The 20,150-nt window shown below is 40.1% G+C and carries 23 protein-coding genes; 14 read left to right on the forward strand and 9 right to left on the reverse strand.

Annotated features, from left to right (window positions below):
- Positions 1–309: 309 nt before the first annotated feature.
- Positions 310–978: an HAD family hydrolase gene (locus tag WA1_RS33035; RefSeq protein ID WP_026135350.1), complete on the reverse strand. Its 669-nt coding sequence runs from the start codon at positions 976–978 to the stop codon at positions 310–312.
- A 72-nt stretch (positions 979–1,050) separates the two neighbouring features.
- Between WA1_RS33035 and pyrE the strand changes: the two genes are divergently transcribed.
- The 4 genes from pyrE to WA1_RS33055 all read left to right on the forward strand — a co-directional run bounded on the left by pyrE (position 1,051) and on the right by WA1_RS33055 (position 4,451).
- A complete protein-coding gene (pyrE, locus tag WA1_RS33040; RefSeq protein WP_017749783.1) occupies positions 1,051–1,599 on the forward strand; it encodes an orotate phosphoribosyltransferase in 549 nt (182 codons plus the stop codon).
- Positions 1,600–1,732: 133 nt separating this feature from the next.
- Entirely contained in the window at positions 1,733–2,017 is a 285-nt protein-coding gene (locus WA1_RS33045) for a DUF7219 family protein (protein ID WP_017749784.1), read from the forward strand.
- Between the two features lie 244 nt (positions 2,018–2,261).
- Positions 2,262–2,669 (forward strand): IS200/IS605 family transposase, encoded by a 408-nt coding sequence (tnpA, locus tag WA1_RS33050; protein ID WP_033336777.1) that lies wholly within the window; start codon positions 2,262–2,264, stop codon positions 2,667–2,669.
- A 465-nt stretch (positions 2,670–3,134) separates the two neighbouring features.
- Complete coding sequence (locus tag WA1_RS33055; protein ID WP_017749786.1) at positions 3,135–4,451, forward strand: MFS transporter; 1,317 nt, start codon at positions 3,135–3,137, stop codon at positions 4,449–4,451.
- A gap of 102 nt (positions 4,452–4,553) precedes the next feature.
- Here the strand turns inward: WA1_RS33055 and WA1_RS33060 are convergent, their stop codons facing one another.
- The 3 genes from WA1_RS33060 to WA1_RS33070 all read right to left on the reverse strand — a co-directional run bounded on the left by WA1_RS33060 (position 4,554) and on the right by WA1_RS33070 (position 7,744).
- On the reverse strand, positions 4,554–5,651 hold the full coding sequence (locus tag WA1_RS33060; protein WP_017749787.1) for an aliphatic sulfonate ABC transporter substrate-binding protein: 1,098 nt from the start codon (positions 5,649–5,651) through the stop codon (positions 4,554–4,556).
- 304 nt (positions 5,652–5,955) lie between these two features.
- Positions 5,956–6,219: a hypothetical protein gene (locus WA1_RS33065; RefSeq protein ID WP_017749788.1), complete on the reverse strand. Its 264-nt coding sequence runs from the start codon at positions 6,217–6,219 to the stop codon at positions 5,956–5,958.
- A 280-nt stretch (positions 6,220–6,499) separates the two neighbouring features.
- Positions 6,500–7,744 carry an MFS transporter gene (locus WA1_RS33070; RefSeq protein WP_026135353.1) on the reverse strand — a complete coding sequence of 415 codons (1,245 nt, stop codon included), beginning with the start codon at positions 7,742–7,744 and terminating at the stop codon, positions 6,500–6,502.
- A 198-nt stretch (positions 7,745–7,942) separates the two neighbouring features.
- Between WA1_RS33070 and WA1_RS33075 the strand changes: the two genes are divergently transcribed.
- A complete protein-coding gene (locus WA1_RS33075) occupies positions 7,943–8,605 on the forward strand; it encodes an HAD family hydrolase (protein WP_017749790.1) in 663 nt (220 codons plus the stop codon).
- Positions 8,606–8,843: 238 nt separating this feature from the next.
- Here WA1_RS33075 and WA1_RS33080 read toward each other — a convergent pair whose 3' ends face one another.
- Positions 8,844–9,335, reverse strand: coding sequence for a GNAT family N-acetyltransferase (locus tag WA1_RS33080; protein WP_017749791.1), 492 nt, complete (start codon positions 9,333–9,335; stop codon positions 8,844–8,846).
- Positions 9,336–9,499: 164 nt separating this feature from the next.
- Between WA1_RS33080 and WA1_RS33085 the strand changes: the two genes are divergently transcribed.
- Together WA1_RS33085 and WA1_RS33090 are read left to right on the forward strand one after the other, a co-directional pair.
- Positions 9,500–11,215, forward strand: a complete 1,716-nt coding sequence (locus tag WA1_RS33085; RefSeq protein WP_017749792.1) for a fumarate reductase/succinate dehydrogenase flavoprotein subunit — start codon at positions 9,500–9,502, stop codon at positions 11,213–11,215.
- An 18-nt stretch (positions 11,216–11,233) separates the two neighbouring features.
- Positions 11,234–12,523 (forward strand): MFS transporter, encoded by a 1,290-nt coding sequence (locus tag WA1_RS33090; protein ID WP_017749793.1) that lies wholly within the window; start codon positions 11,234–11,236, stop codon positions 12,521–12,523.
- Positions 12,524–12,637: 114 nt separating this feature from the next.
- Here the strand turns inward: WA1_RS33090 and WA1_RS33095 are convergent, their stop codons facing one another.
- The gene (locus tag WA1_RS33095) at positions 12,638–12,994 is read right to left on the reverse strand and encodes a DOPA 4,5-dioxygenase family protein (RefSeq protein WP_026135355.1); all 357 of its coding nucleotides are present in this window, start codon (positions 12,992–12,994) and stop codon (positions 12,638–12,640) included.
- Positions 12,995–13,249: 255 nt separating this feature from the next.
- Here WA1_RS33095 and cutA point away from each other — a divergent pair, with 255 nt between their 5' ends.
- Genes cutA through WA1_RS33110 form a run of 3 tightly spaced genes read left to right on the forward strand, consistent with a single transcriptional unit; the run spans position 13,250 to position 14,844 of the window.
- The gene (gene cutA, locus WA1_RS33100; protein WP_017749795.1) at positions 13,250–13,582 is read left to right on the forward strand and encodes a divalent-cation tolerance protein CutA; all 333 of its coding nucleotides are present in this window, start codon (positions 13,250–13,252) and stop codon (positions 13,580–13,582) included.
- A 24-nt stretch (positions 13,583–13,606) separates the two neighbouring features.
- On the forward strand, positions 13,607–14,041 hold the full coding sequence (fosX, locus tag WA1_RS33105) for a FosX/FosE/FosI family fosfomycin resistance hydrolase (protein ID WP_017749796.1): 435 nt from the start codon (positions 13,607–13,609) through the stop codon (positions 14,039–14,041).
- A complete protein-coding gene (locus tag WA1_RS33110) occupies positions 14,038–14,844 on the forward strand; it encodes a class I SAM-dependent methyltransferase (protein WP_017749797.1) in 807 nt (268 codons plus the stop codon). Before fosX ends, WA1_RS33110 begins: the two co-directional genes overlap by 4 nt.
- On the opposite strand, the gene WA1_RS33115 is transcribed toward WA1_RS33110, so the two are convergent.
- A complete protein-coding gene (locus tag WA1_RS33115) occupies positions 14,787–15,440 on the reverse strand; it encodes a DUF1003 domain-containing protein (protein ID WP_017749798.1) in 654 nt (217 codons plus the stop codon). The two genes, WA1_RS33110 and WA1_RS33115, sit on opposite strands and share 58 nt — an antisense overlap.
- Before the next feature lie 222 nt (positions 15,441–15,662).
- Positions 15,663–15,848: an MgtC/SapB family protein gene (locus WA1_RS60525; protein WP_336389849.1), complete on the reverse strand. Its 186-nt coding sequence runs from the start codon at positions 15,846–15,848 to the stop codon at positions 15,663–15,665.
- 118 nt (positions 15,849–15,966) lie between these two features.
- Here WA1_RS60525 and WA1_RS55710 point away from each other — a divergent pair, with 118 nt between their 5' ends.
- Positions 15,967–16,143 carry a hypothetical protein gene (locus WA1_RS55710; RefSeq protein WP_017749799.1) on the forward strand — a complete coding sequence of 59 codons (177 nt, stop codon included), beginning with the start codon at positions 15,967–15,969 and terminating at the stop codon, positions 16,141–16,143.
- Positions 16,144–16,159: 16 nt separating this feature from the next.
- Here WA1_RS55710 and WA1_RS33125 read toward each other — a convergent pair whose 3' ends face one another.
- Positions 16,160–16,417 (reverse strand): DUF7219 family protein, encoded by a 258-nt coding sequence (locus WA1_RS33125; protein ID WP_017749800.1) that lies wholly within the window; start codon positions 16,415–16,417, stop codon positions 16,160–16,162.
- A gap of 772 nt (positions 16,418–17,189) precedes the next feature.
- Here WA1_RS33125 and WA1_RS33130 point away from each other — a divergent pair.
- The 3 genes from WA1_RS33130 (at position 17,190) to WA1_RS33145 (ending at position 20,147) form a co-directional block, all read left to right on the forward strand.
- Positions 17,190–17,417: a 4Fe-4S dicluster domain-containing protein gene (locus WA1_RS33130; protein WP_017749801.1), complete on the forward strand. Its 228-nt coding sequence runs from the start codon at positions 17,190–17,192 to the stop codon at positions 17,415–17,417.
- 9 nt (positions 17,418–17,426) lie between these two features.
- Entirely contained in the window at positions 17,427–18,431 is a 1,005-nt protein-coding gene (locus tag WA1_RS33135; protein WP_017749802.1) for a HEAT repeat domain-containing protein, read from the forward strand.
- 573 nt (positions 18,432–19,004) lie between these two features.
- Positions 19,005–20,147, forward strand: a complete 1,143-nt coding sequence (locus WA1_RS33145; RefSeq protein ID WP_017749804.1) for an acyl-CoA dehydrogenase family protein — start codon at positions 19,005–19,007, stop codon at positions 20,145–20,147.
- Positions 20,148–20,150 lie beyond the last annotated feature (3 nt).

The following is a 20,150-nucleotide window of genomic DNA, read 5'->3' on the forward strand; positions in this document are numbered from 1 at the left end:
GCTCCCCGATAATTTTTGCGAAGTCAAGGACTTCATACTCCCGAACCGCCAGAAGACTACCTACAAAGTTCGGTAATTTTAGAGCGGAAAGGGAGTAGCTTACGAGTGACAATGTGTGATGAATCGACTGCTTTACCTGTAAGTATTAATAGTAGAATATATTGTAAATCGACCAACTTAACATTTTTTTGCGACTTAGCGTGAGATTTTCATATTGTCAATTAGCCAGATTTAGGGTAATTTAACAGCAAAACCTTTTGATTTATCCGTCCGATGGAATGCCATTACGCTTTCGGTTGAGAGAGACTGTTACAAGTCATTAAATATTTGAACGATCTCTGGTAGCATACCTAAATCTTCAACAATTGCATCGGCCTCAACTGGTTCTGTCCAGTGGCGATCGCGTTTCCAAATTGCCTTCATCCCAATATTTTTGGCTCCCAAAACATCAACAGTAGGATGATCTCCAACAAATACACTTTGTTCGGGTGTTACGCCTAACTTGTGCAATGCTCTATAGAAGATTTCAGGGTCGGGTTTTCTCACGCCCTCAACCTCTGAAATTAAAATGGTTTCAAAATAATTTTCAATCCCTAATCCTTGAACGGTGCGCCTCTGAAATGTTCCTAAACCATTGGTTACAATCCCTAATAAATATTGCTGTGTCTTGAGAGTAATCAAAGTAGAGTGTAAGTTAGGAAAGGGAATGCAGGAATGAAGAAATTCATTTTCATAATCCTGTAGTAAGTCTTGCCAACTTAGTGTTTCAATAGAAAACTCTGACACAAGGTTCTGATAAACTTTGTCTTTCCAAACATAACCATGACAATCCAATTCAAGAAATCTGGAAATATAATTGTCTTTTGAAATGTGATGCAATGCAGGTAATCGACTATATTGAGTTGAAATAAATTGTTTCAGAGAAGTCTCGCGATCGAGAAGAGTTCCGTCTAAATCAAAAAGGATAGCTGTAATCATTGTATTTGAGAAGGCTAGTAGTATGGCAAAATAGTAACTATCAGCAAAACTTTCGCTCTCGAAATTGAAGACATGAAAGCTTTCCATGAAGAGACTAAAATCATAACAAATAAACGTGAACTAGCAAAGAAAATTTACGAAGTTTCTTATCTTACTGGGTCTTTCACCCTACGGTCTGGAAAGGTAGCAAACGAGTACTTTGATAAGTATCAATTTTGTTGCGATCCTGTCTTGCTTGATTCTATTGTCAGGCAAATGGTCGATCGCATTCCAAGCGGCACTGAAGTACTTGCAGGTCTCGAACTTGGTGGTATTCCAATTGTGGTGCTTTTATCATATTACTCTGGGTTACCTGCTGCTTTTGTCCGAAAAGAGGCAAAGAAATATGGAACTGCTCGTTTAAGCGAAGGGACGCAAGTAAATGGTCGCAAAGCTTTGATTGTTGAAGATGTAGTCACCTCTGGAGGTCAAATTGTTATCTCAACCCGTCAACTGCGTCAACTTGGTGCTCAAATTGATTCGGCACTTTGCGTTATTGACAGACAAGAAGGGGCTGTTGAAACACTTGCATCTGTTGGCATCACACTCCTTTCTTTACTCAAGCGTGATGACCTCTCTTAAATAAGTCAACATAAAAGTATATCTTTAGGAGGATGACATACACTCACCCATCCACTATTTTTTTAGAAAAGTTACAATAGTTAAGAACAGGTTAAGCACTATTAAAAACACTTATAAGAAAGGTGGTGAATTTATGGAAAAATCCGATAAGCAAAGAGATATGGAAAGGTTTCTGTGCCCTCGCGCTAGCTATCGCGGTAAACTTACCCCACAGTACCTAGTGTTTGACGCCAATCTCCAAGAATTTTCTCATAAAGTCAGTTACATTGCTAGTCTGGAGACTAGTGGAAAACTTGAACCAAATGAAGCTTACGAACAGATTAAAGCTCTTTGGAAACAGTTAAAACGCGGTAAAAAAGAACTTGGTATTGGAAACGAACTCTCACATACTATGCCGGACTTGGTAGATGAAGCTTAATTGTCCTATTGTCCCAAGTGGCTTTCTTGGTGCAAAGAATTTTATATTGGAATTCTGCTACACTTGTTAGCTGTCTTTAGCATATTCTGGTACAAATACGCAAAGGCTTGCTTATGAGACCGAATTACGAGTGCTGGCAGTTCTATATTGTATAGATACGGCATGGTAGACAGCTAACTATTTAAATGTCGAGTTATGTTGAACAACCCTGTTTTGCTTATGCCTAACGGCATACCACGGCTTAATTTTTATACGTAAAGGTTCACACGCTATTTTTAACATTCAGTTACACATGGTTTTTGTTACTAAGTATCGACACAAAATTATTAATGAAGCAATGCTCGCATCAATCCGCAACACACTGACCAGAGTTTGTGAAAAAAATAAGTGTATGCTCAAAGAATTTAATGGTGAATCAGACCACGTTCATTTGCTGTTAGACTTTCACCCTGACAACAATCTCTCCTCTCTCATCGGTTCTATGAAATCCGCTTCGAGTCGTATTGTCAGGAGTGAGTTCAAAGAAATAATCGATAAATATTACTGTCAAGATAAATTTTGGAGCGATTCCTACTGTGCTGTTTCTTGTGGAGGTGCTCCGCTGGAGATAGTCAAGCAATACATTCAATCTCAAGATAAGCCAAAAAGATAATTGGGAAAATATCAACTGTTCCCATAGGGGGAACGTTAATATTTTCCCCACCTTATATCCCCACAGACGCGAAGATGGGGAATTACGGTGTTTTTGTTAAATATCAAAGCGGTATTTTTTTATGCTTGACTTTGCACAAACATATGAGAAACTAATTATTAGTGTATCTAAATATTTAAGAACAATAGGCTCTATGGCTGACGGTCAGTATTGTCTAATTTTGCAAACGAATTGTAATAGTTCGAGCTAGACAGTAGATTTGTAAGCAAAGAGCAACTGTAATTCACGATTTGCGTGCGATCGCCTCTTTGTGAATAAATAGTAAGAACGCTAAATTTCTGTGGTTCTAAATTTAAGTTTAACTAACACGACTTCAGAATGAGTGGACTTGTAAAGTCCAAGTTCGATAAAGCTTCTGACCGCCCTGAAAACAAGGTTGTAGACATTTACAAGAGGAAGACACTGATGGGACAAAGTCATAGAGAACGTTTTGAAGAAGGTAAACTGAGATTTGGTTCTTTTCAGATTCCTCCTGCTCTGAAATCTTTAAATGTTTGTTGTTTCGTCATGGGAGAAAGTGTATCTTTTTTTGGCTCTTGGATGACCCAAATAGCCTTGGTATGGATGGTTTATCAATTAACCAATTCAGCCGTGTTAGTTGGTGTTGCAGGATTTACCAATCAAGCTCTGGGTTTGATTATTACACCTTTGGTAGGAGTCTTGTTGGATCGCTGGAATCTACGATACGTGTTACTAACAACTCAGTTACTAAACGTTCTTTTATCTTCTCTCTTAACTTTTCTGACTCTTAACGGTCAGCTCAATGTTGTATGGATTATTATTATTGGTGCTCTTCAAGGGACACTAAAAGCTTTCGATTTACCAGCACGTTTGGTAACAATTCCCAGACTTGTAGAGGATAAAACAGAGACTTACAGTGCAATTTCTCTCCATTCTTTCTCGATTAATACAGCTAAATTTGCCAGTCCTATGATTGCGGGTATATTGCTTGCTAGCTCTGGAGCAACTGCTTGTTTTTTAATAGATGCTATTACCTATATACCCTTTATATCCGCGATTTTAACTACAAAAATTAGAGCTATTCCTAATAAATTATCCTCTGATAAAACTCCTTTCTTAAAGACTTTGAAAGAAGGTTTTGTTTTTGCTTATGATTTTTTGCCTATAAAATATGCCTTTATATTACAAATCATTATTTGTTTTATGGCAATGACTCATGTTAACTTAATGCCGATTTTTACTCAAAAAATATTGAATGGTAATGCTGAAACCATGGGCTTTCTCATGACAGCTTCAGCTCTTGGTTCTATAGTTGCAGGTTTTTATCTTATTCTTCGCAAGCAAGTCATAGGATTAGAGAAAATTATCACACGTTCTACGGCAATTTTAGGCTTGGGTTTGATGCTTTTTTCTCGTTCCAACAATCTAGAGATTTGTCTGGTTTTAATTTTTCTAGTAGGTATGAGTAATACTCTAACTCTGGCTTCAATTGGTAATTTTGTTCAATCAATTCTGACAGACGAAGATAAACGAGGTAGAGTTACAAGTATATTTACAACAGGTTTTTTGGGAGTACTGCCTTTTGGTAATTTGTTTTTTGGGGGATTGACAAATCAAATTGGAGTTGCTAATGCTATATTTTTTGGTGGTGCGTGTTGTCTTCTGGGAGCTTTTTATTTCTCCAGACAAGAATCTAAGATGAGAAGGATATTACATTCAGTATATTTAGAAATGGGTTTAACAGTAAACAGTGACCAGTGACCAGTGACCAGTTACCAGTAAGCAGTGAGCAGTAAGCAGTGAGCAGTGACCAGTTACCAGTTACCAGTGATTTATAACTAGTTAATCCCCGATCCCTAAGAGCTACTTCTGACTAATTGTTGGAGGAGTAATTGCTGCATATTGTTCGGGTGTTAGTAAAGCTTCTTGAATATTAAGAGGTTTAGGAAGTAAGCCATTTCTATAAAAATACTCTGCTACTCGCTGTTGTTCTTTCACTAAGTCTGGAGAGATTGCTCTCAAGCCATAGGTACGACGGCTAATTACTAAGTCCATCACGTTTGGAGGTAGTTTCTGTTCTGGTGCAATTAATTTTGCTGTCTCTTTAGGATGTGCTTCAGCCCATCGCTCGATTTTGTCTATTTCTTCAATGACTATCCGCAGTAATTCAGGATTATCTATAGCAAATTGTTTTCCTGCTATATAGTAACCACCAGGGGAATCAAGTCCTTGAGAATTTCTAAGAACGCGAACTTTACCCATTTTTTCAGCTATAGCTAGGTGAGGATCTCCTGTCACCCAAACAGGAATTTTTCCTTCTATAAATGTTGCACGGGCTTCCACGTTGGGTATGCTTAGAACTTGAATATCGCTGTATTTCAAACCCACATCTTCTAAAGCTCTTAGAATAAAATAGTGCGATGCAGAAGCTTTTTGGAAGACGACTTTTTGCCCCTTAATGTCTTTCAAAGTTTTGATAGGAGAATCTGGTGGAACAGCAATTGCACTCCCTCGACCAGTCTTTTCAGTTCGCCGCCGACCAACAACATAAACAATTTGAGCACCAGCCGCTTGAGCAAAAATAGGGGGAGTTTCTCCCACAGAACCTAGATCTACTTTACCCACATTCATAGCTTCCATGAGTTGAGGACCTTGGGCAAATTGCGCCCATTCCACCTTAACTCCCAAAGGTTCTAAACGCTTTTCCAAGACTTTTGTAACTCTAACTAAATCACCTGCTTGTTGATACCCCATGTGGAGTACTTTTGTCTTAATACCAGATGTTTTAGTATTATCTGACACTTGACGAGCAGAAGATTGCGTTTCTGTCTCTGTTTTCAGGTTTTCTCCACTGCAACCAATTAAAGTTAACGAAGTTGTAATGGTCAATAGTCCCGGTATTATAAGCACTTTAAAGCTGTGAAAGATATTGAAAGACCGAGTTTTGACTGTAGCAACCATAAATATATACCGTTTCTGTATGAAGTCTTAAGAAAGTTTCAGGTAGGTAGTGCCTACCTGAAACGCACTTAGCCCTTGTACCCGCTCGACCGTGAGAACATTGGGCATATTGGGCATTGGGCGTTGGAGCAACTCCTCATTGCTAGTCTCTTACCCCTAGCCCCTAGCCCCTAACCCCTAGTCCTCAGGTATTCTTCTGCTTCTTTCTCAATTGCCGTACCTTTGAAGAAGTCTCGATTGAGGCTGGTGTACAACTCCAAAGGATGGATTGATAAGAAATAACGAGATGATATCTGTATAGAGGCTAGCACCCCAAAGGAGGACGTGCTGTGCGGTAGTTATGGCGTTCTTCCCAAGTTTGCTGAAACCAACGGTAGCGACCTGCTCCAGGTAAATGTTCTTGAAAGCGATCGACAATTTTAGAACCACCTACTTGAGCTAGATAGTCAAGGAAAGCTGGTTCAAATTCTTGAGTATGTACATCAGTATCAATAATGGGATAGCCTAGCTGCTCCCGAATCTGTGCTGAACGAGTCTTCTTTTTAGGACGCTCAAGTGCAATTGTCATGGCGATTTCTCCTGGTGTCACTCGTTGACTTTTAGTTGTCGTCAATCCCTCACAAACATCAAGCAAGACCAAGCTGTTTTACACCGAGCACGGATGGCTCAAAATACCTGTTCTCGACCTTCACAACTTTGAATAGTTTATTTGTGGGGTATTTACGACAATTAAATACGGTTACTTGATTGATTTACCGTTGTTTATTTATAGTATAGTTACACAACATCGATTGAAATACAAGCCCCAAGTAACAATATGTCACTCTGTGATTTTGATGATTTTTTAGCTACCTCTCTTTAATATAGGATTTATTAGCATAATTGAGGTTTTGATGAACTAGCTCCCGAAAGATCGAAAGCTGCTGCATAAAGAAGAGCGAACCTACAATACAGGCACCAGCACCAAAAATGACAGTATTAGTAGCACCAATGTAGCTTGCCAAAATACCAGCAATTAAGTTACCTACAGGAACTGCTCCAGTAGATGCCATCACATAAAAACCTGTGATTTGACCGCGCATCTCATCTGTAACTAATAACTGGAGTACCGTGCGACCGGAAATAATTTGTAAAATAAAGCCGAAACCAGCGATCGCAAGCGAAAGTAGTGACAACCATAATATGTGAGACAGAGCAAAAATAATTAAGCTCACTCCCATAATAACTGGTCCAAATGCTAGGGCTTTCTCAAACCCAAATACACTTGAGCGGACACTCAAGTAAACTCCACCCATTAAAGTTCCTATACCTGAAGCTGCCATGAGAAAGCCAAATGTATTAGATCCCCCGTGCAAAACCTCAGCAGCAAAAATAGGTCCCAGAGCTAGGTAAAATCCCCAGACACAACAAACTAAAGCCGCACCGATCGCAACCCATCGAATAGGCAAAAAACTGAAGGCATAGATAAAGCTTGCTCTAAATTCTTCAAAAGGTTTCCGTGTAGAAATGACGGCTTTTTTAGGAGCAAGCCGCATTGCGAGGAGGGCAATGATTACAGAGATGTAACTGATACTGTCGATCGCAAAACAAATCCCCGCTCCAAATGCTGCATTCAACACGCCTGCAATTGCTGGTCCAACCATAGTCGTAACGCTAACTAAAGAAGAGTACAAGGCAATCGCATTACCTAAATTTTCCCTTCCTACTGTTTCTGGTAAAAATGCTTGTCGGGTTGGAATTTCAAAAGCATTGATTATGCCTTGCACTGAAGAGAGAACTATAATGTGCCAGATGTTTATCGTGTCAGTTAGAGCTAACCATGTAAGAGTCAGAGACTTAAGCATTCCTAGACTCTGGGCGACTGTCAGGATGCGGTGACGATTCCAGCGATCGGCTACAATTCCACCTAAAGGAATCAAAACAAAGGTGGGAATTTGGGTAGCAAAACCCACTAGACCGAGCAACCAAGCAGAACTGGTGAGGTGATACACAAGCCAAGCAGTCGCCACCTGAGTCATGGATGTGCCAACCAAAGAAATTGCTTGGCCTATGTAGTACAGCGAAAAATTCCTGAACCGGAAAGTATTAAGCATGACCTTGTAATTTTTTATCTCTGTTTAGTTATTTGGAGTATTTATTTAAATTATTATGACTAAATAATAAATAAAGTACGGTATCTTAGTAAAGATATTGTATTTTTGATTGAATGCGGATAAAATATAGATGACTTTAGAATTGCAAAAAGTTAAATTTATTACTATAAAATACAGGTTTGCAGGTATTTTAGAAGCATGGATGCTGTAATTTTTGATATGGATGGTACTTTGTTGGACACTGAACCACTAATGGATGTTTTTTTGATAAAGTCTTGTCGTTCTCTTGGTTTTGAGTTAACGGAAAGTATATTAGAACAGTTTAGAGGGTGTACTAGTCTAGCATTCTGGACTTATCTTGTCCGTGAATTTAACTTAACTCAGCCAGTAGAGGAGTATGTATTCAAAGAAAAGTACGCTTTTTCAGAAGAACTTAAAAATAATCCAACTCTTGCTCTTATTGAAGGAGTGGAAGCTTTGATTGAGGAACTTTTAAAATTTGAAGTTCCTCTAGCCATCGCATCTTCAGCTTCAAGAGTACGTATCAATACAATTGTAGAACGATTCAGGATGGGAACCAACTTTCGTGTAACAATTTCTGGTGAAGACGTTGAACGAGGTAAACCCGAACCTGATATTTTTTTATTAGCGTCTGAACAACTCAATGTTCATCCAAGCCGTTGTGTTGTTATTGAAGATGCTGAAAATGGTGTAAAAGCTGCTAAAAAAGCTGGGATGAAATGTGTAGCTTTTTCAGGTTTGGAGCACAACAAGCAAAATTTATCAAATGCTGATTTAATTGTGAATGCTTATTCAGATTTGAATTACCAGGTGCTACAAAGATTATTTGAAATAGAATAAAAATACTAAAATAAAAGGATGAAATAACCTGATAAATACATTGAGTGGCTTGTATTTATTTTCGCAAAACCCACGAGACCAAGCAACCAAGCAGAATTGGTGAGGTGATATACAAGCCAAGCAGTCGCTACCTGAGTCATTGATGTCCCAACCAAAGAAATTGCCTGACCCATGTAATACAGCGAAAAATTTTTGAAACGGAAAGTATTAAACATGACTCGTAATTTTTTGTGTTGGTCTATTTATTGGGACTTATATCAACCGAACCAGATTTGAACTCTTCTGGTGGTAAAGCGATAAATCCAGTTTTCACTCCTCGTTGGAATCCTGCTTGCTCGTAAAAGCGTAATGTCTCCTCACGTTTTGAGCCACTCAGAAGCATAACTTTGTAACATTGTTGTTTCCATGCTAGATTTAAAGCATAATGCAGCACCTGCGTACCAATTCCCATCTGTCGATAATCAGAATGGGTGACAACATTTTCAATAATTCCGTAGGGTCGTGCGCCACGTGTCAAGTTGGGAACAATAATTAAGTGGCATGTTGCTACTAACTGACCGGAAAGGTCAGCGACTATATAATAAAGACGTGGATCGGACAGAATTTTATCCCATAGAGACTGCAACACATCGTCGGATGGCAAAGGCGCATCAACAGGATTCAAGTGGCTGTACAACAAGAGTAGTTGTGGAAGTTCGTCACGTGCAATCAAGCGAACGGTAATTGCCATATCTGACAAATAAGCAAGGAGTATTTACTTAAATTATTATGACCAAATAGAGACAAAATGCGCTATCTTGATAATTATACCGTATTTTAAATATAAGTCTTTTCTAAGTATTAAATAAGGTAATTGGCAAGGCGTGCTTTGTTAGAGATCTTAAGGATAGGGATATGAACGTCAACACGCAGTGGATAAAAACAGATGTGCTTGTCATTGGAGGCGGTACAGCAGGGACAATGGCAGCTATTAAAGCCAAACAAGCTTCTTCAAATGCAGATGTGCTGATTCTGGAAAAGGCAAATATTCGTCGTAGTGGTGCGATCGCAATGGGAATGGATGGCGTAAACACTGCCGTTATTCCCGGACACTCCACCCCAGAGCAGTATGTCCGCGAAATCACCATTGCCAACGATGGTATTCTCCATCAAAAAGCCGTTTACCAAACAGCAAAGCTTGGTTATGAAACAATTCAAGAATTGGAAAGTTGGGGGGTGAAGTTCCAAAAAGACCCCCAAGGGAATTATGATGTCAAGCAAGTTCATCGGGTAGGTAAATACGTACTACCCATGCCAGAAGGAAAAGACCTTAAACCCATCCTCACTCGACAAGTCAAACGCCATAAAGTAAACGTCACTAACCGGGTCATGGCAACTCGGGTGTTAGTGAAAGAAGGAAAAGCAATTGGTGCAGTTGGATTTGACGTGCGTAGTGGAGATTTTGTTGTTATCCAAGCAAAAGCTGTTATTCTCTGCACGGGAGCTTGCGGACGTTTAGGGCTTCCTGCATCTGGTTATCTCTACGGAACTTATGAGAATCCTACTAATGCAGGGGATGGTTATTCCATGGCTTATCATGCAGGAGCAGAATTAAGCAATATTGAATGTTTTCAAATCAACCCCCTAATTAAAGACTATAACGGTCCTGCTTGTGCTTACGTTGCGGGACCATTTGGTGCATATACGACTAATGCTGAAGGAAACCGCTTCATTAGCTGCGATTATTGGAGCGGACAAATGATGTTAGAAATTTGGAAAGAATTAAATTCTGGTAAGGGTCCCATCCAACTCCAGATGAGCCATTTGGATGAAGATACTATTTCTGAAATTGAATCAATTTTATGGTCAAACGAACGACCGAGCCGAGAACGCTTTCATCAAGGTAGAGGTGAAGACTACCGCACTCACGGTGTGGAAATGAGCATATCAGAAATTGGGCTATGTAGCGGACATAGTGCTTCTGGTGTTTGGGTGAATGAGAAGGCAGAAACAACAGTACCGGGGTTATATGCTGCTGGAGATATGGCAAGCGTTCCTCATAACTATATGATAGGGGCATTTGTCTACGGTCGGTTAGCAGGAACTCATGCGATCGCCTACATTCAAGACTTGAATCATCAAGAACCCGATCCCGATTTTTTAGAAGCAGAAAAAGCTCGTATTTATGCACCCTTGAACCAACCCAATGGAATTCCCCACACCCAAGTAGAGTATAAGTTGCGGCGACTGGTCAACGACTACTTGCAACCGCCAAAGTCTGGTAACAAAATGGAGATTGGGTTAAAGCATTTTATTGGCTATCACGATACATTAGCACAGATGGGGGCACGCGACCCTCACGAATTGATGCGTTGTATGGAAGTGCATTTTATTCGCGATTGTGCGGAAATGGCTGCACGCGCATCTCTCTATCGTCGGGAAAGTCGTTGGGGTTTATATCACTATCGCTTGGACTTTCCAAAGAAGAATAACGAAGAATGGTTCTGTCATGTCAATTTAAGGAAAGATGATATAGGACAAATGTTGCTGTTTAAGCGTCCTGTTGAACCCTATATTGTGCGGGTTGATGTTGGAAAAGAAGTTTATGATGTGACTATTAACAGTCGTTGAAAATCTGTAGTTTTAATTATGTCTTTACCTTCTTACTTTGCTCGTCGATCGCTCCATTATGGTTGGATTGTTGCGGGATTAACCTTTCTTTCTCTGCTGATTGCTGCTGGAATTCGGGCAACTCCTAGTGTTTTCATGGTTCCCCTGGAGCAAGAATTTGGTTGGTCTAGAGCAACGATTTCGTTCGCAATTTCGATGAATTTAGTCCTTTATGGATTAATTGGACCATTTGCAGCGACGGTGTACGAGCAATTAGGGATTCGACGCACGATGGTACTCGCTTTGGCATTTTTGGGGATTGGTGTCAGTCTAACTACATTGATGTCACAAGCATGGCAATTAGTCTTGGTATGGGGGATCGTCGTGGGTTGTGGGTCAGGAACGATCGCATTGGTATTAGGTGCGATCGTAGCAAATCGATGGTTTGTGGAACGGCGAGGCTTGGTAATTGGTGTTCTCACTGCTAGTACAGCTACGGGACAATTGGTTTTCTTACCATTACTTGCTTCCATCGTAGACCGCTTTGGCTGGCGTAATGCGGCGTTAACGATCGCTGGGGTAACATTTCTAATTATTCCGTTGATTGCTTTGTTAATGCGCGATCGACCATCTCAAATTGGATTGAGACCTTTTGGTGACACCAACGAAACTTCCCTAGAAGTGCGATCGCAATCTCAGGTTAATCCGATTGTGACTACATTAAATGCACTCAGAATAGGAATGCGCGAGCCAGACTTTTGGTTATTGGCAGGCAGTTTCTTTATCTGTGGTGCTAGCACCAACGGGTTAATCGGCACTCATCTGATTCCAGCTTGCATTGATTATGGCATTCCCGAAGTCAAAGCAGCTGGATTACTTGCCGTCATGGGGATCTTTGATTTTGTGGGGACAACAGCATCTGGTTGGTTGAGCGACCGGTGGAACAATCGCTATCTGCTATGTTGGTACTATGGATTGCGGGGATTGTCTTTGATTTTCCTACCCTTCAGTTTTGCTTCGTTTCATGGACTCTCGATTTTTGCAATTTTCTATGGTTTAGATTGGATTGCCACAGTTCCACCAACGGTGAGGTTAACAACCGAGGTGTTCGGCAAAGAAAAAGCTGGAGTGATGTTTGGTTGGATTGTAGCAGCACATCAAATCGGGGCAGCAACTGCAACTCTGACAGCAGGCACAATGCGGACTGTTTTGGGTACTTATATGCAGGCATTTATTTTGTCGGGCGTACTTTGCATTCTGGCAGCATTGTTTGTACTCCGTATTGGGCGAAACCCTATTACAGGTAAGCCACAAACTGCTTCAACTTAAGTGAATCTGGTGGTTTTCAATTAAGTGCAATATATAAAAAAGTTATGGAACCGCAGATGAACGCGGATGAACGCGGATAAATCTGTACTTTATTTAATTGAAAACCGCTATTATTTAGGTTGTTTTTATCGTTTTTAAGAACTCAATATTCAATTCTAATTTCTCTCCTAGCCACAGAGCATGCCTGGTATGATCTGCCACATCATCACCTGTGGAGGGATGAACGAGAATATCTAATCCCTCTCTATTGAGCATTAACCAAGGCACAACTTTGCTAAATCGTTCTGGTGAGAATGCTACTTGATACATTGATTTTGGGTGCGGACCAATAGGTCGATCGTGCCAACGTCCCAGTTGTACCTCAAACCTAGCACCCAATTCTTCACGTACACGCTCAGCCGTCTCACGACTTGCAGCATCAAAATAAACGTGAGCGTGAAAACCAGTGATTTCAATAATATTTTCTTGTATCACTACTAGCTCTACTTTTTGCTTTTAATGTCTAACACAATCGTATTTTAGCGCGATCGCAGTGCTTTGCTTACACATAACAGTTCTCACTTGAATGAAGTAAAGATTTATCTGCGTTCGTCAGCTACAGGCTGCGGTTCCATAACTTTTTATTGTATCCAGCTGAAAACTGCTATATGCTGTATAATACTGTAAATCAATCGAATAAATGTAATTTATATGTTTTAACAATAGCTTAAAATTTTTACTGAATATATGAAACTTTACTACGTCACTTTGAATAATTCAGACGAAGCACGTCAGATCGGACGTACTTTGCTAGAACAAAAACTAGCAGTTTGTGTCAACTGGTTTCCCATAACTTGCGCTTATGTATGGAAAGGAGAAATCACAGAAGAGCCAGAAGTGGTGTTAATCGTGAAAACACGATCGGGATATCGTAGTGATATTGAAAGAGTTATTCATCAGCATATTAGCTACACTAACTTTATTGCAGAAATCTCCCCAACAGAAATTAACCAAAACTTCTTGGAATGGTTAAATGCTGAAGTTCCCTTACGTCCTTTACAAAGAAGCTTTGTAGAATAAAAAGTATTTAGTCAAAAAAAACAAATGATTCAAGGAATTAGCCACATCACTTTCATTGTCAGGGATTTGGAGAAAATGACCAAATTCCTTACATCTATATTTGATGCTGAGGAAGTTTACTCAAGTGGCGACCGAACTTTCTCCATATCAAAGGAAAAATTCTTTCTAATCAATGGTTTATGGGTAGCAATCATGGAAGGGGAATCTTTACCTGAGAAAACCTATAATCATATAGCTTTTAAAATAACTGAAGATGAGTACGAACTCTATGCTATCAAAGTTAAAAGTCTTGGGATAGATGTGAAAGAAGGTCGAAGCCGTGTAGAAGGTGAAGGACGTTCCTTGTATTTTTATGACTACGATAATCACTTGTTTGAGTTACATACAGGAACTCTAAATCAGCGATTACAAAAGTATCAAAACGAGAGTACAACATTCCCTGAAGAATTATACCAATGACTATTTATGATTCTATCGGACAACCATATTCTACAACCCGTATTCCCGATCGCCGCATTGTCAATACTTTAATTAACTTATTGAATTTACCTGAAGGGAGCACTATTGTCGATCTTGGTGCTGGAACAGGTGGTTACAGTGTAGCATTAGCCGATCGCGGATTCTCTATCTATGCCATAGAACCTTCTTTGGTAATGCAAACCCAAGCGATCGAACATCCAAACATCAAATGGGTAACTGGTTATGCAGAAGCTATTCCTCTCCCAGATAACTCTGTTGATGGATTGATAAGTCTTTTGACACTTCATCATTTTTCTGACTTAGAAAAAGCTATTTGCGAAATGCATCGAGTGGTCAAATCTGGGGCGATAGTTTTGCTAACCTTTGATATTAGGCTGGCTGAAAAGATATGGTTGTATGATTACTTTCCTTGGCTTTGGGAAGATGCGCTACGATTTCTACCACTGCAAGAACTTACCGATCTCATTCAATCAAGTACCAAAAGAAGAGTTGAAACAATACCTTTTTTATTACCTCACGATTTATCTGATTTGTTTGCAGCAGCAGCGTGGAGACGACCACAATTATATTTACAACCAGAAGTTCGTGCAGGAATCTCTTCTTTTGCTTTAGCCAATTCTCACTTTATCGATCCTGGACTCAAGTCTCTTGCAGCAGATTTAAGTAGCGGTCAATGGGATGCAAAGTATGGAAAAATTCGGCAATTAACAGAAATCGATGTAGGTTACCGTTTCATAAGAGCTTCCTCAATTTGTGGCTCAACGCTTACTAGTTGGTTGTGAGAAGCTGACTTGAGGAATTTGCGATTGCTTTGGGCATTCTCTGGAGTGACTAAATGGACTTTAACTTCTTGAGATTCAGTCACTAAAGCGACTCTAATCTCATTCATCGCCTTTTGTTGTTCTTTAATAATTTGTGTCAGTTCGTTTAACTTTCGAGCGTGGAATTCATCTAACTTCTCATGCAGCAGTTCAATGTTTTGTCCGGCTCTAAGATTCACTTGGCGGTCAATTTCAGCATTTTTGCGATCGGTATCCGATTGGCGATTCTGACTCATCAACACTACAGGGGCTGTGTAGGCTGATGCAAAGGAAAACACTAAGTTTAACATCATGAAGGGTGACTCATCCCAGTGAGGCAATCCTGGTATAGAGTTTACACCCACCCATCCTGCCAATACTACACTTTGACCGATGAGAAAACCCCAAGAACCGACTTGTGCTGCAAGTTTATCTGCAAGACACTGTCCTCGAGTCAATTCTTCAGTTGCTATATTGTGAGCATTTGATTGCTGTTTCTCAATATTCTCAACGATAGAGGTCTTGCGAACAACTTTTGTATCGGTAGTGTTGGATAATGTTTTCTGTGTCAGCTTCATCTTGCACCTCGGCGTTTTTTGTTTGTGTTGTTCCTGATGTCTCTTAATGTACGCCGAGCGAATGATAAGAGCAAATACTCTTTGTTTTCAAACCGATAGATAAAAATGATGATGAGTGGTAAATCTAGTACAACCTCTCAATGCCAGTACTAATATCTTGAATTGTCTATTGTTGTCTCTGACTTTGTTGTTTCCTCTGACTTAGGATTTTGAAGGATCTTATTAGACTTTTTGAGTTTCTTGACTACACTCAGAACCACTAGCGCGCTTGAGCGTACCTATTAGACTCATTCGCCATAAACCACAGCCAGCTGCAGCGCCCAATCCACCCGCAAGCCAAATACTTGCTGCGGTAGTTAGTCCCTTAATTTCTTCCGTACCAAAGTCCTGCCTTTGTTGTCGCAGAATTGTCTATCGAGTTTTCTTAAGAGAAGGTTATATAATACTTTAGTTTTTACTTGTATAAATTTATTCTTTGTAGCGTTGAGGCGGTGCTATTATAGACCCCAAATTAGGAAACAAGGTTTTGATTTTACATCCTGCTTACGTAGCTGGAAAAATTGGTGTTATCTGTGGTCAAGAAGTGCTCTCTGGGGATGAAACTAACGCAAGATGGCTCATTCAGGTTGACGCAGAAGATATTATGGTGTCGTTAGCCCCAAAAGAGTTTAAAGTAATTACAGATGATTTTGAAGGAATTTAAGTCAAAATGCGTTATTTTAACTGTCTGAGTCATGATTACCAATACCAAGCATCTTGGTACTATGTTTTAACTGTTCCCAAAGTGCTTCAATTTGGTTGTAAGCTTCTTCAGGAGTAAGTTTCCCAGAAGTCTCTAAGCCAGTAATAAAGCTCAATTTTTGTGCAAATTCTTGAAGATTGGCATTAAACGCTAGATTTTCCGGTTTAACTTTCCCGTAGTAGCGACCATAAGGATAGATAAAATCATTTCTGTTTGTTGAATTAGACTTTTTCATAAATACACCTGATTAATTGTTTTTCTTGAACACCAATTGATTCTAAATTTAATCTAACCTTAATCACTGTATTTTTTTTGACATTTTTTTAGGAATTATACAGACAAATTAAAGACCCTCAGAGTAAGAGGCGCGATCGGCTTTCACAGCAGTTTTCACCTAAATGAACCACATCGTTTGTAAGGGCGCAATGTCTTGCGCCCTTACGACTTGTAGTCTATTTACCTGAAAATGGCTGTAAAAGCACTCAATCAATACTTATAATACGGTTAATCGACTAATTAATGGTAATATTATGAATATTCTGGTGTACTTCTGGTGTACAATACCTACTAGTTACATAATTTCCTTTCTATGAGCCAACTCAGTTGAGGAGTAAGTGAACTGGAGTAATGAGCGAGTAAATCGGAGCAATTCGACTTACTGACTCCACCATGACTCAACGAGTGAACTAGTTTCAAGGTTACCCGTTTCTGGGTTTCAGTCCGCTTAAAGGTCATGACGCGCGGGAGATTAGCCAGTCTCAAGCGTCGGACAAGGAACATGGCTGCGTCACACAGTGCAACACCGAAATCCATTCACAAGCCTTTAAGCTGTGTCGAGGCAAACAATACCCCGCTCCGGGAGTGCTCAAATGAGCAACAACTTAAATTTGGGGTGCGGTTAAGTCCGATTCACCCCAAATTACTCAAAATAATACTCATTTTTGGCTACTTAGTTACATGACTAGAAAAAATAATACAACTTTGTAACAAATTAATGGAGTAAGACTATGGCTTTAACCAACCAAAGAGTTGATGTGCCAGTGATTGTTGATGAGTCCAAATGTCTGGAGAAATGTAGGGCTTGTATTGAGGTTTGTCCTCTAGATGTTTTGGCAAAAAACCCAGAAACGGGTAAAGCATATATGAAATACGACGAGTGTTGGTTCTGTTTACCCTGTCAGAAGGAATGCCCTACAAACGCAATTACAGTTCAAATTCCTTTTTTACTGCGGTGAGATTTGAAAATGACGGTGGATTCAGACTCTGAATTAAATCAATGGTTGGAAATGTTACGATCGCCCAACGAAAGCGATCGCCTAGTTGCAGTTAAAACCTTACAGCATTTGGGTGACGAAGCCGCAACTGATGCTCTGATTGCCGTATTACAAGATAAAAGCGTCATTGTACAAAAAATCGCTGTGACAGCTTTGTGCGAGTTAGGCAATCCCGTCGCTGTTCCTGCTTTACTGGAATGTCTGGCTTCACCAGAAGAAGACATTCGTAGCGAAGCCTTGTCAGCATTGACCGATCTCGTATCCACCGAACATTTGCAATTGCTGCTCAGCGCTCTACAGCAACAGGATATTAATCTACAACTCAATTTGCTGATTCTCCTACGGAAGATTCATGATGCTCGATCGTTTTCCGCAGTGCTGAGTTTTTTTGAATCAGAGCATCTCCAATTGCGAGAGGCGGCTGTCACAACTCTCCGCTATTTGAATCAAGTCAAGCAATGTCCACAAGCTTTACTTCTGTTAAATGACTTAAACGAGAATGTCCGTCGTGAAGCTGCTCTGACTTTAGGACATTTAACTGATGAAGGTGTTGTGGACTTGCTGAGTCAAACACTAACTTCTGACACAGATTGGCAAGTGCGTCGCAATGCTGCTAAGTCTCTCGCAATCCACGCTCATCCTAAAGCAATTCCATTTGTCGAAAAAGCTTTGAAGGATGAACATTGGCAAGTTCGGAAATTTGCTATACAAGTATTGCACAAATTACCAGAGACCAAATTATTACCTGCACTGGTTGCAGCATTGACCGATCGATATTCAGATGTTAGAAAAGAGGCAGCGATCGCTCTCGGTTATCTGAGCGATCCTAACGCCCTCTACGCCCTCAAGCAAGCACTAGACGATCCCGACAGAGAAGTGAGTATACAAGCTCAACGAGCAATTCAAAAGATTAATTTAGGCGGACATAGCGATAAGCTGGGTACAGCTTGCGCTTCGCGAACGCTGAAGGAATAGTTTTTGATTATATCGATACAAAATAATAACCGTGTTGTATATCTTACAAGTAGCACGGTGCTTAATAGTTTTTAACTTGAGTTACTGTTAGAGTATTGTAAAACAAACAGAATGGATCTTTATTGGGGCTATCTACTCCCATGCATAAATCTATGAACCGTTTGTTGATTGGATTTTTACTTGGTATTATTCTCTGTATTCCACCAATTGCTTTTTATTTATGGCATCTCAGTGACGTTAAGGTAGTTTTAATTACCTATATTGTATCTGTGCTAATTATACAAGAACTAGTTTTTTCAGTAATAGATGCTAAAGGGAAGTAGCCTATGTCTAAAGATAGAGAAAATCCCCCAACCCTATTACAGCTTTTTGAACATACAAATGCTTGCCATTAATTAAGTATGTTCTGATACTGTAAGTTATTGTGTCAATAGAGATGGATTTGCCTACAATGCTCTCAAACTGTACTTTAACTTGATTTTTGAAGTGAAAAGATGGTATTTTAACAATTAAAAGTACTGTAAATCTATAGATTTATAGTACTTTACACAATCAAGGTGTATAGCGATCGCTATGTTTGAGGTTGTTGAACGTCTAGCGGCTGATTTTGCCACTCGTGCTGCGGCTCATGACCGAGATGCTTCTTTTCCTTTTGAAAACTTTGATGCTCTCCACCAAGCACAGCTATTAAGTCTGACTGTACCAGTGGAATTTGGCGGTCAAGCTGCAAGTTATTCTACAGTTTGTCGAGTCATTGAAACGATCGCAAGTGGTGATGCGTCCACCGCTCTAGTGCTGACAATGCACTACTTACAACATACTAATGCTGCCCGGACTCGACGTTGGCATCCCGATATCTACGAGCGACTTTGCAGAGAGTCTGTCAATGGTATTGCCTTACTCAATGCTGCCCGTGTGGAACCAGAATTAGGCACACCCGCTAGAGGTGGACTACCTGCAACCATTGCCAAACGGATACCTGATGGTTGGCTACTGACTGGTCACAAACAATACACTACGGGCAGTCCAATTTTACGTTACTTTGTGGTGTGGGCGCGGACGGATGACGAAGAGCCGCTAGTAGGCAGTTTTCTTGTACCACGCGATCTCCCTGGTGTAAGGATTGTAGAAACCTGGGATCACTTGGGAATGCGAGCAACAGGTAGCCACGAACTCATCTTAGAAAATGTTTGCATTCCAATAGAGTATTCCTTGGATATCCGTCCTCTCAAAGCATGGTCACCTACCAATCCACTGATGGTAGCTGGTGGCAGTTTGTTCTTGAGTGCATTATACCAAGGAGTAGCGACAGCAGCGCGAAATTGGTTGGTTGGGTATTTGAATGAGCGATCGCCTACTAATTTAGGCGCAAGTCTCGCAACTTTACCACGCTTCCAAACCTCTGTAGGTGAAATTGAAGCATTGTTATATGCCAACAACCGACTCATTTATAGTTTGGCAACGGATATTGATAAAGGTGAACGCCATACCAATGTGAATTTACAAGCCCAAACAGTGAAATATTTGACGACAAGCAATGCCATTCGTGCCGTACAAATTGCACTCGAACTGATTGGTAATCCAGGTTTGTCTAAAAATAATCCTCTTGAAAGACATTATAGAGATGTTCTTTGTAGCCGCATTCATACACCCCAAAATGATGTGGTTTGTTTATCCTTGGGTAAATCAGCATTGGCAATGAACAATCTCGTTTGAATT

It is taken from the genome of Scytonema hofmannii PCC 7110, from assembly GCF_000346485.2.
GTDB lineage: Bacteria > Cyanobacteriota > Cyanobacteriia > Cyanobacteriales > Nostocaceae > Scytonema > Scytonema hofmannii.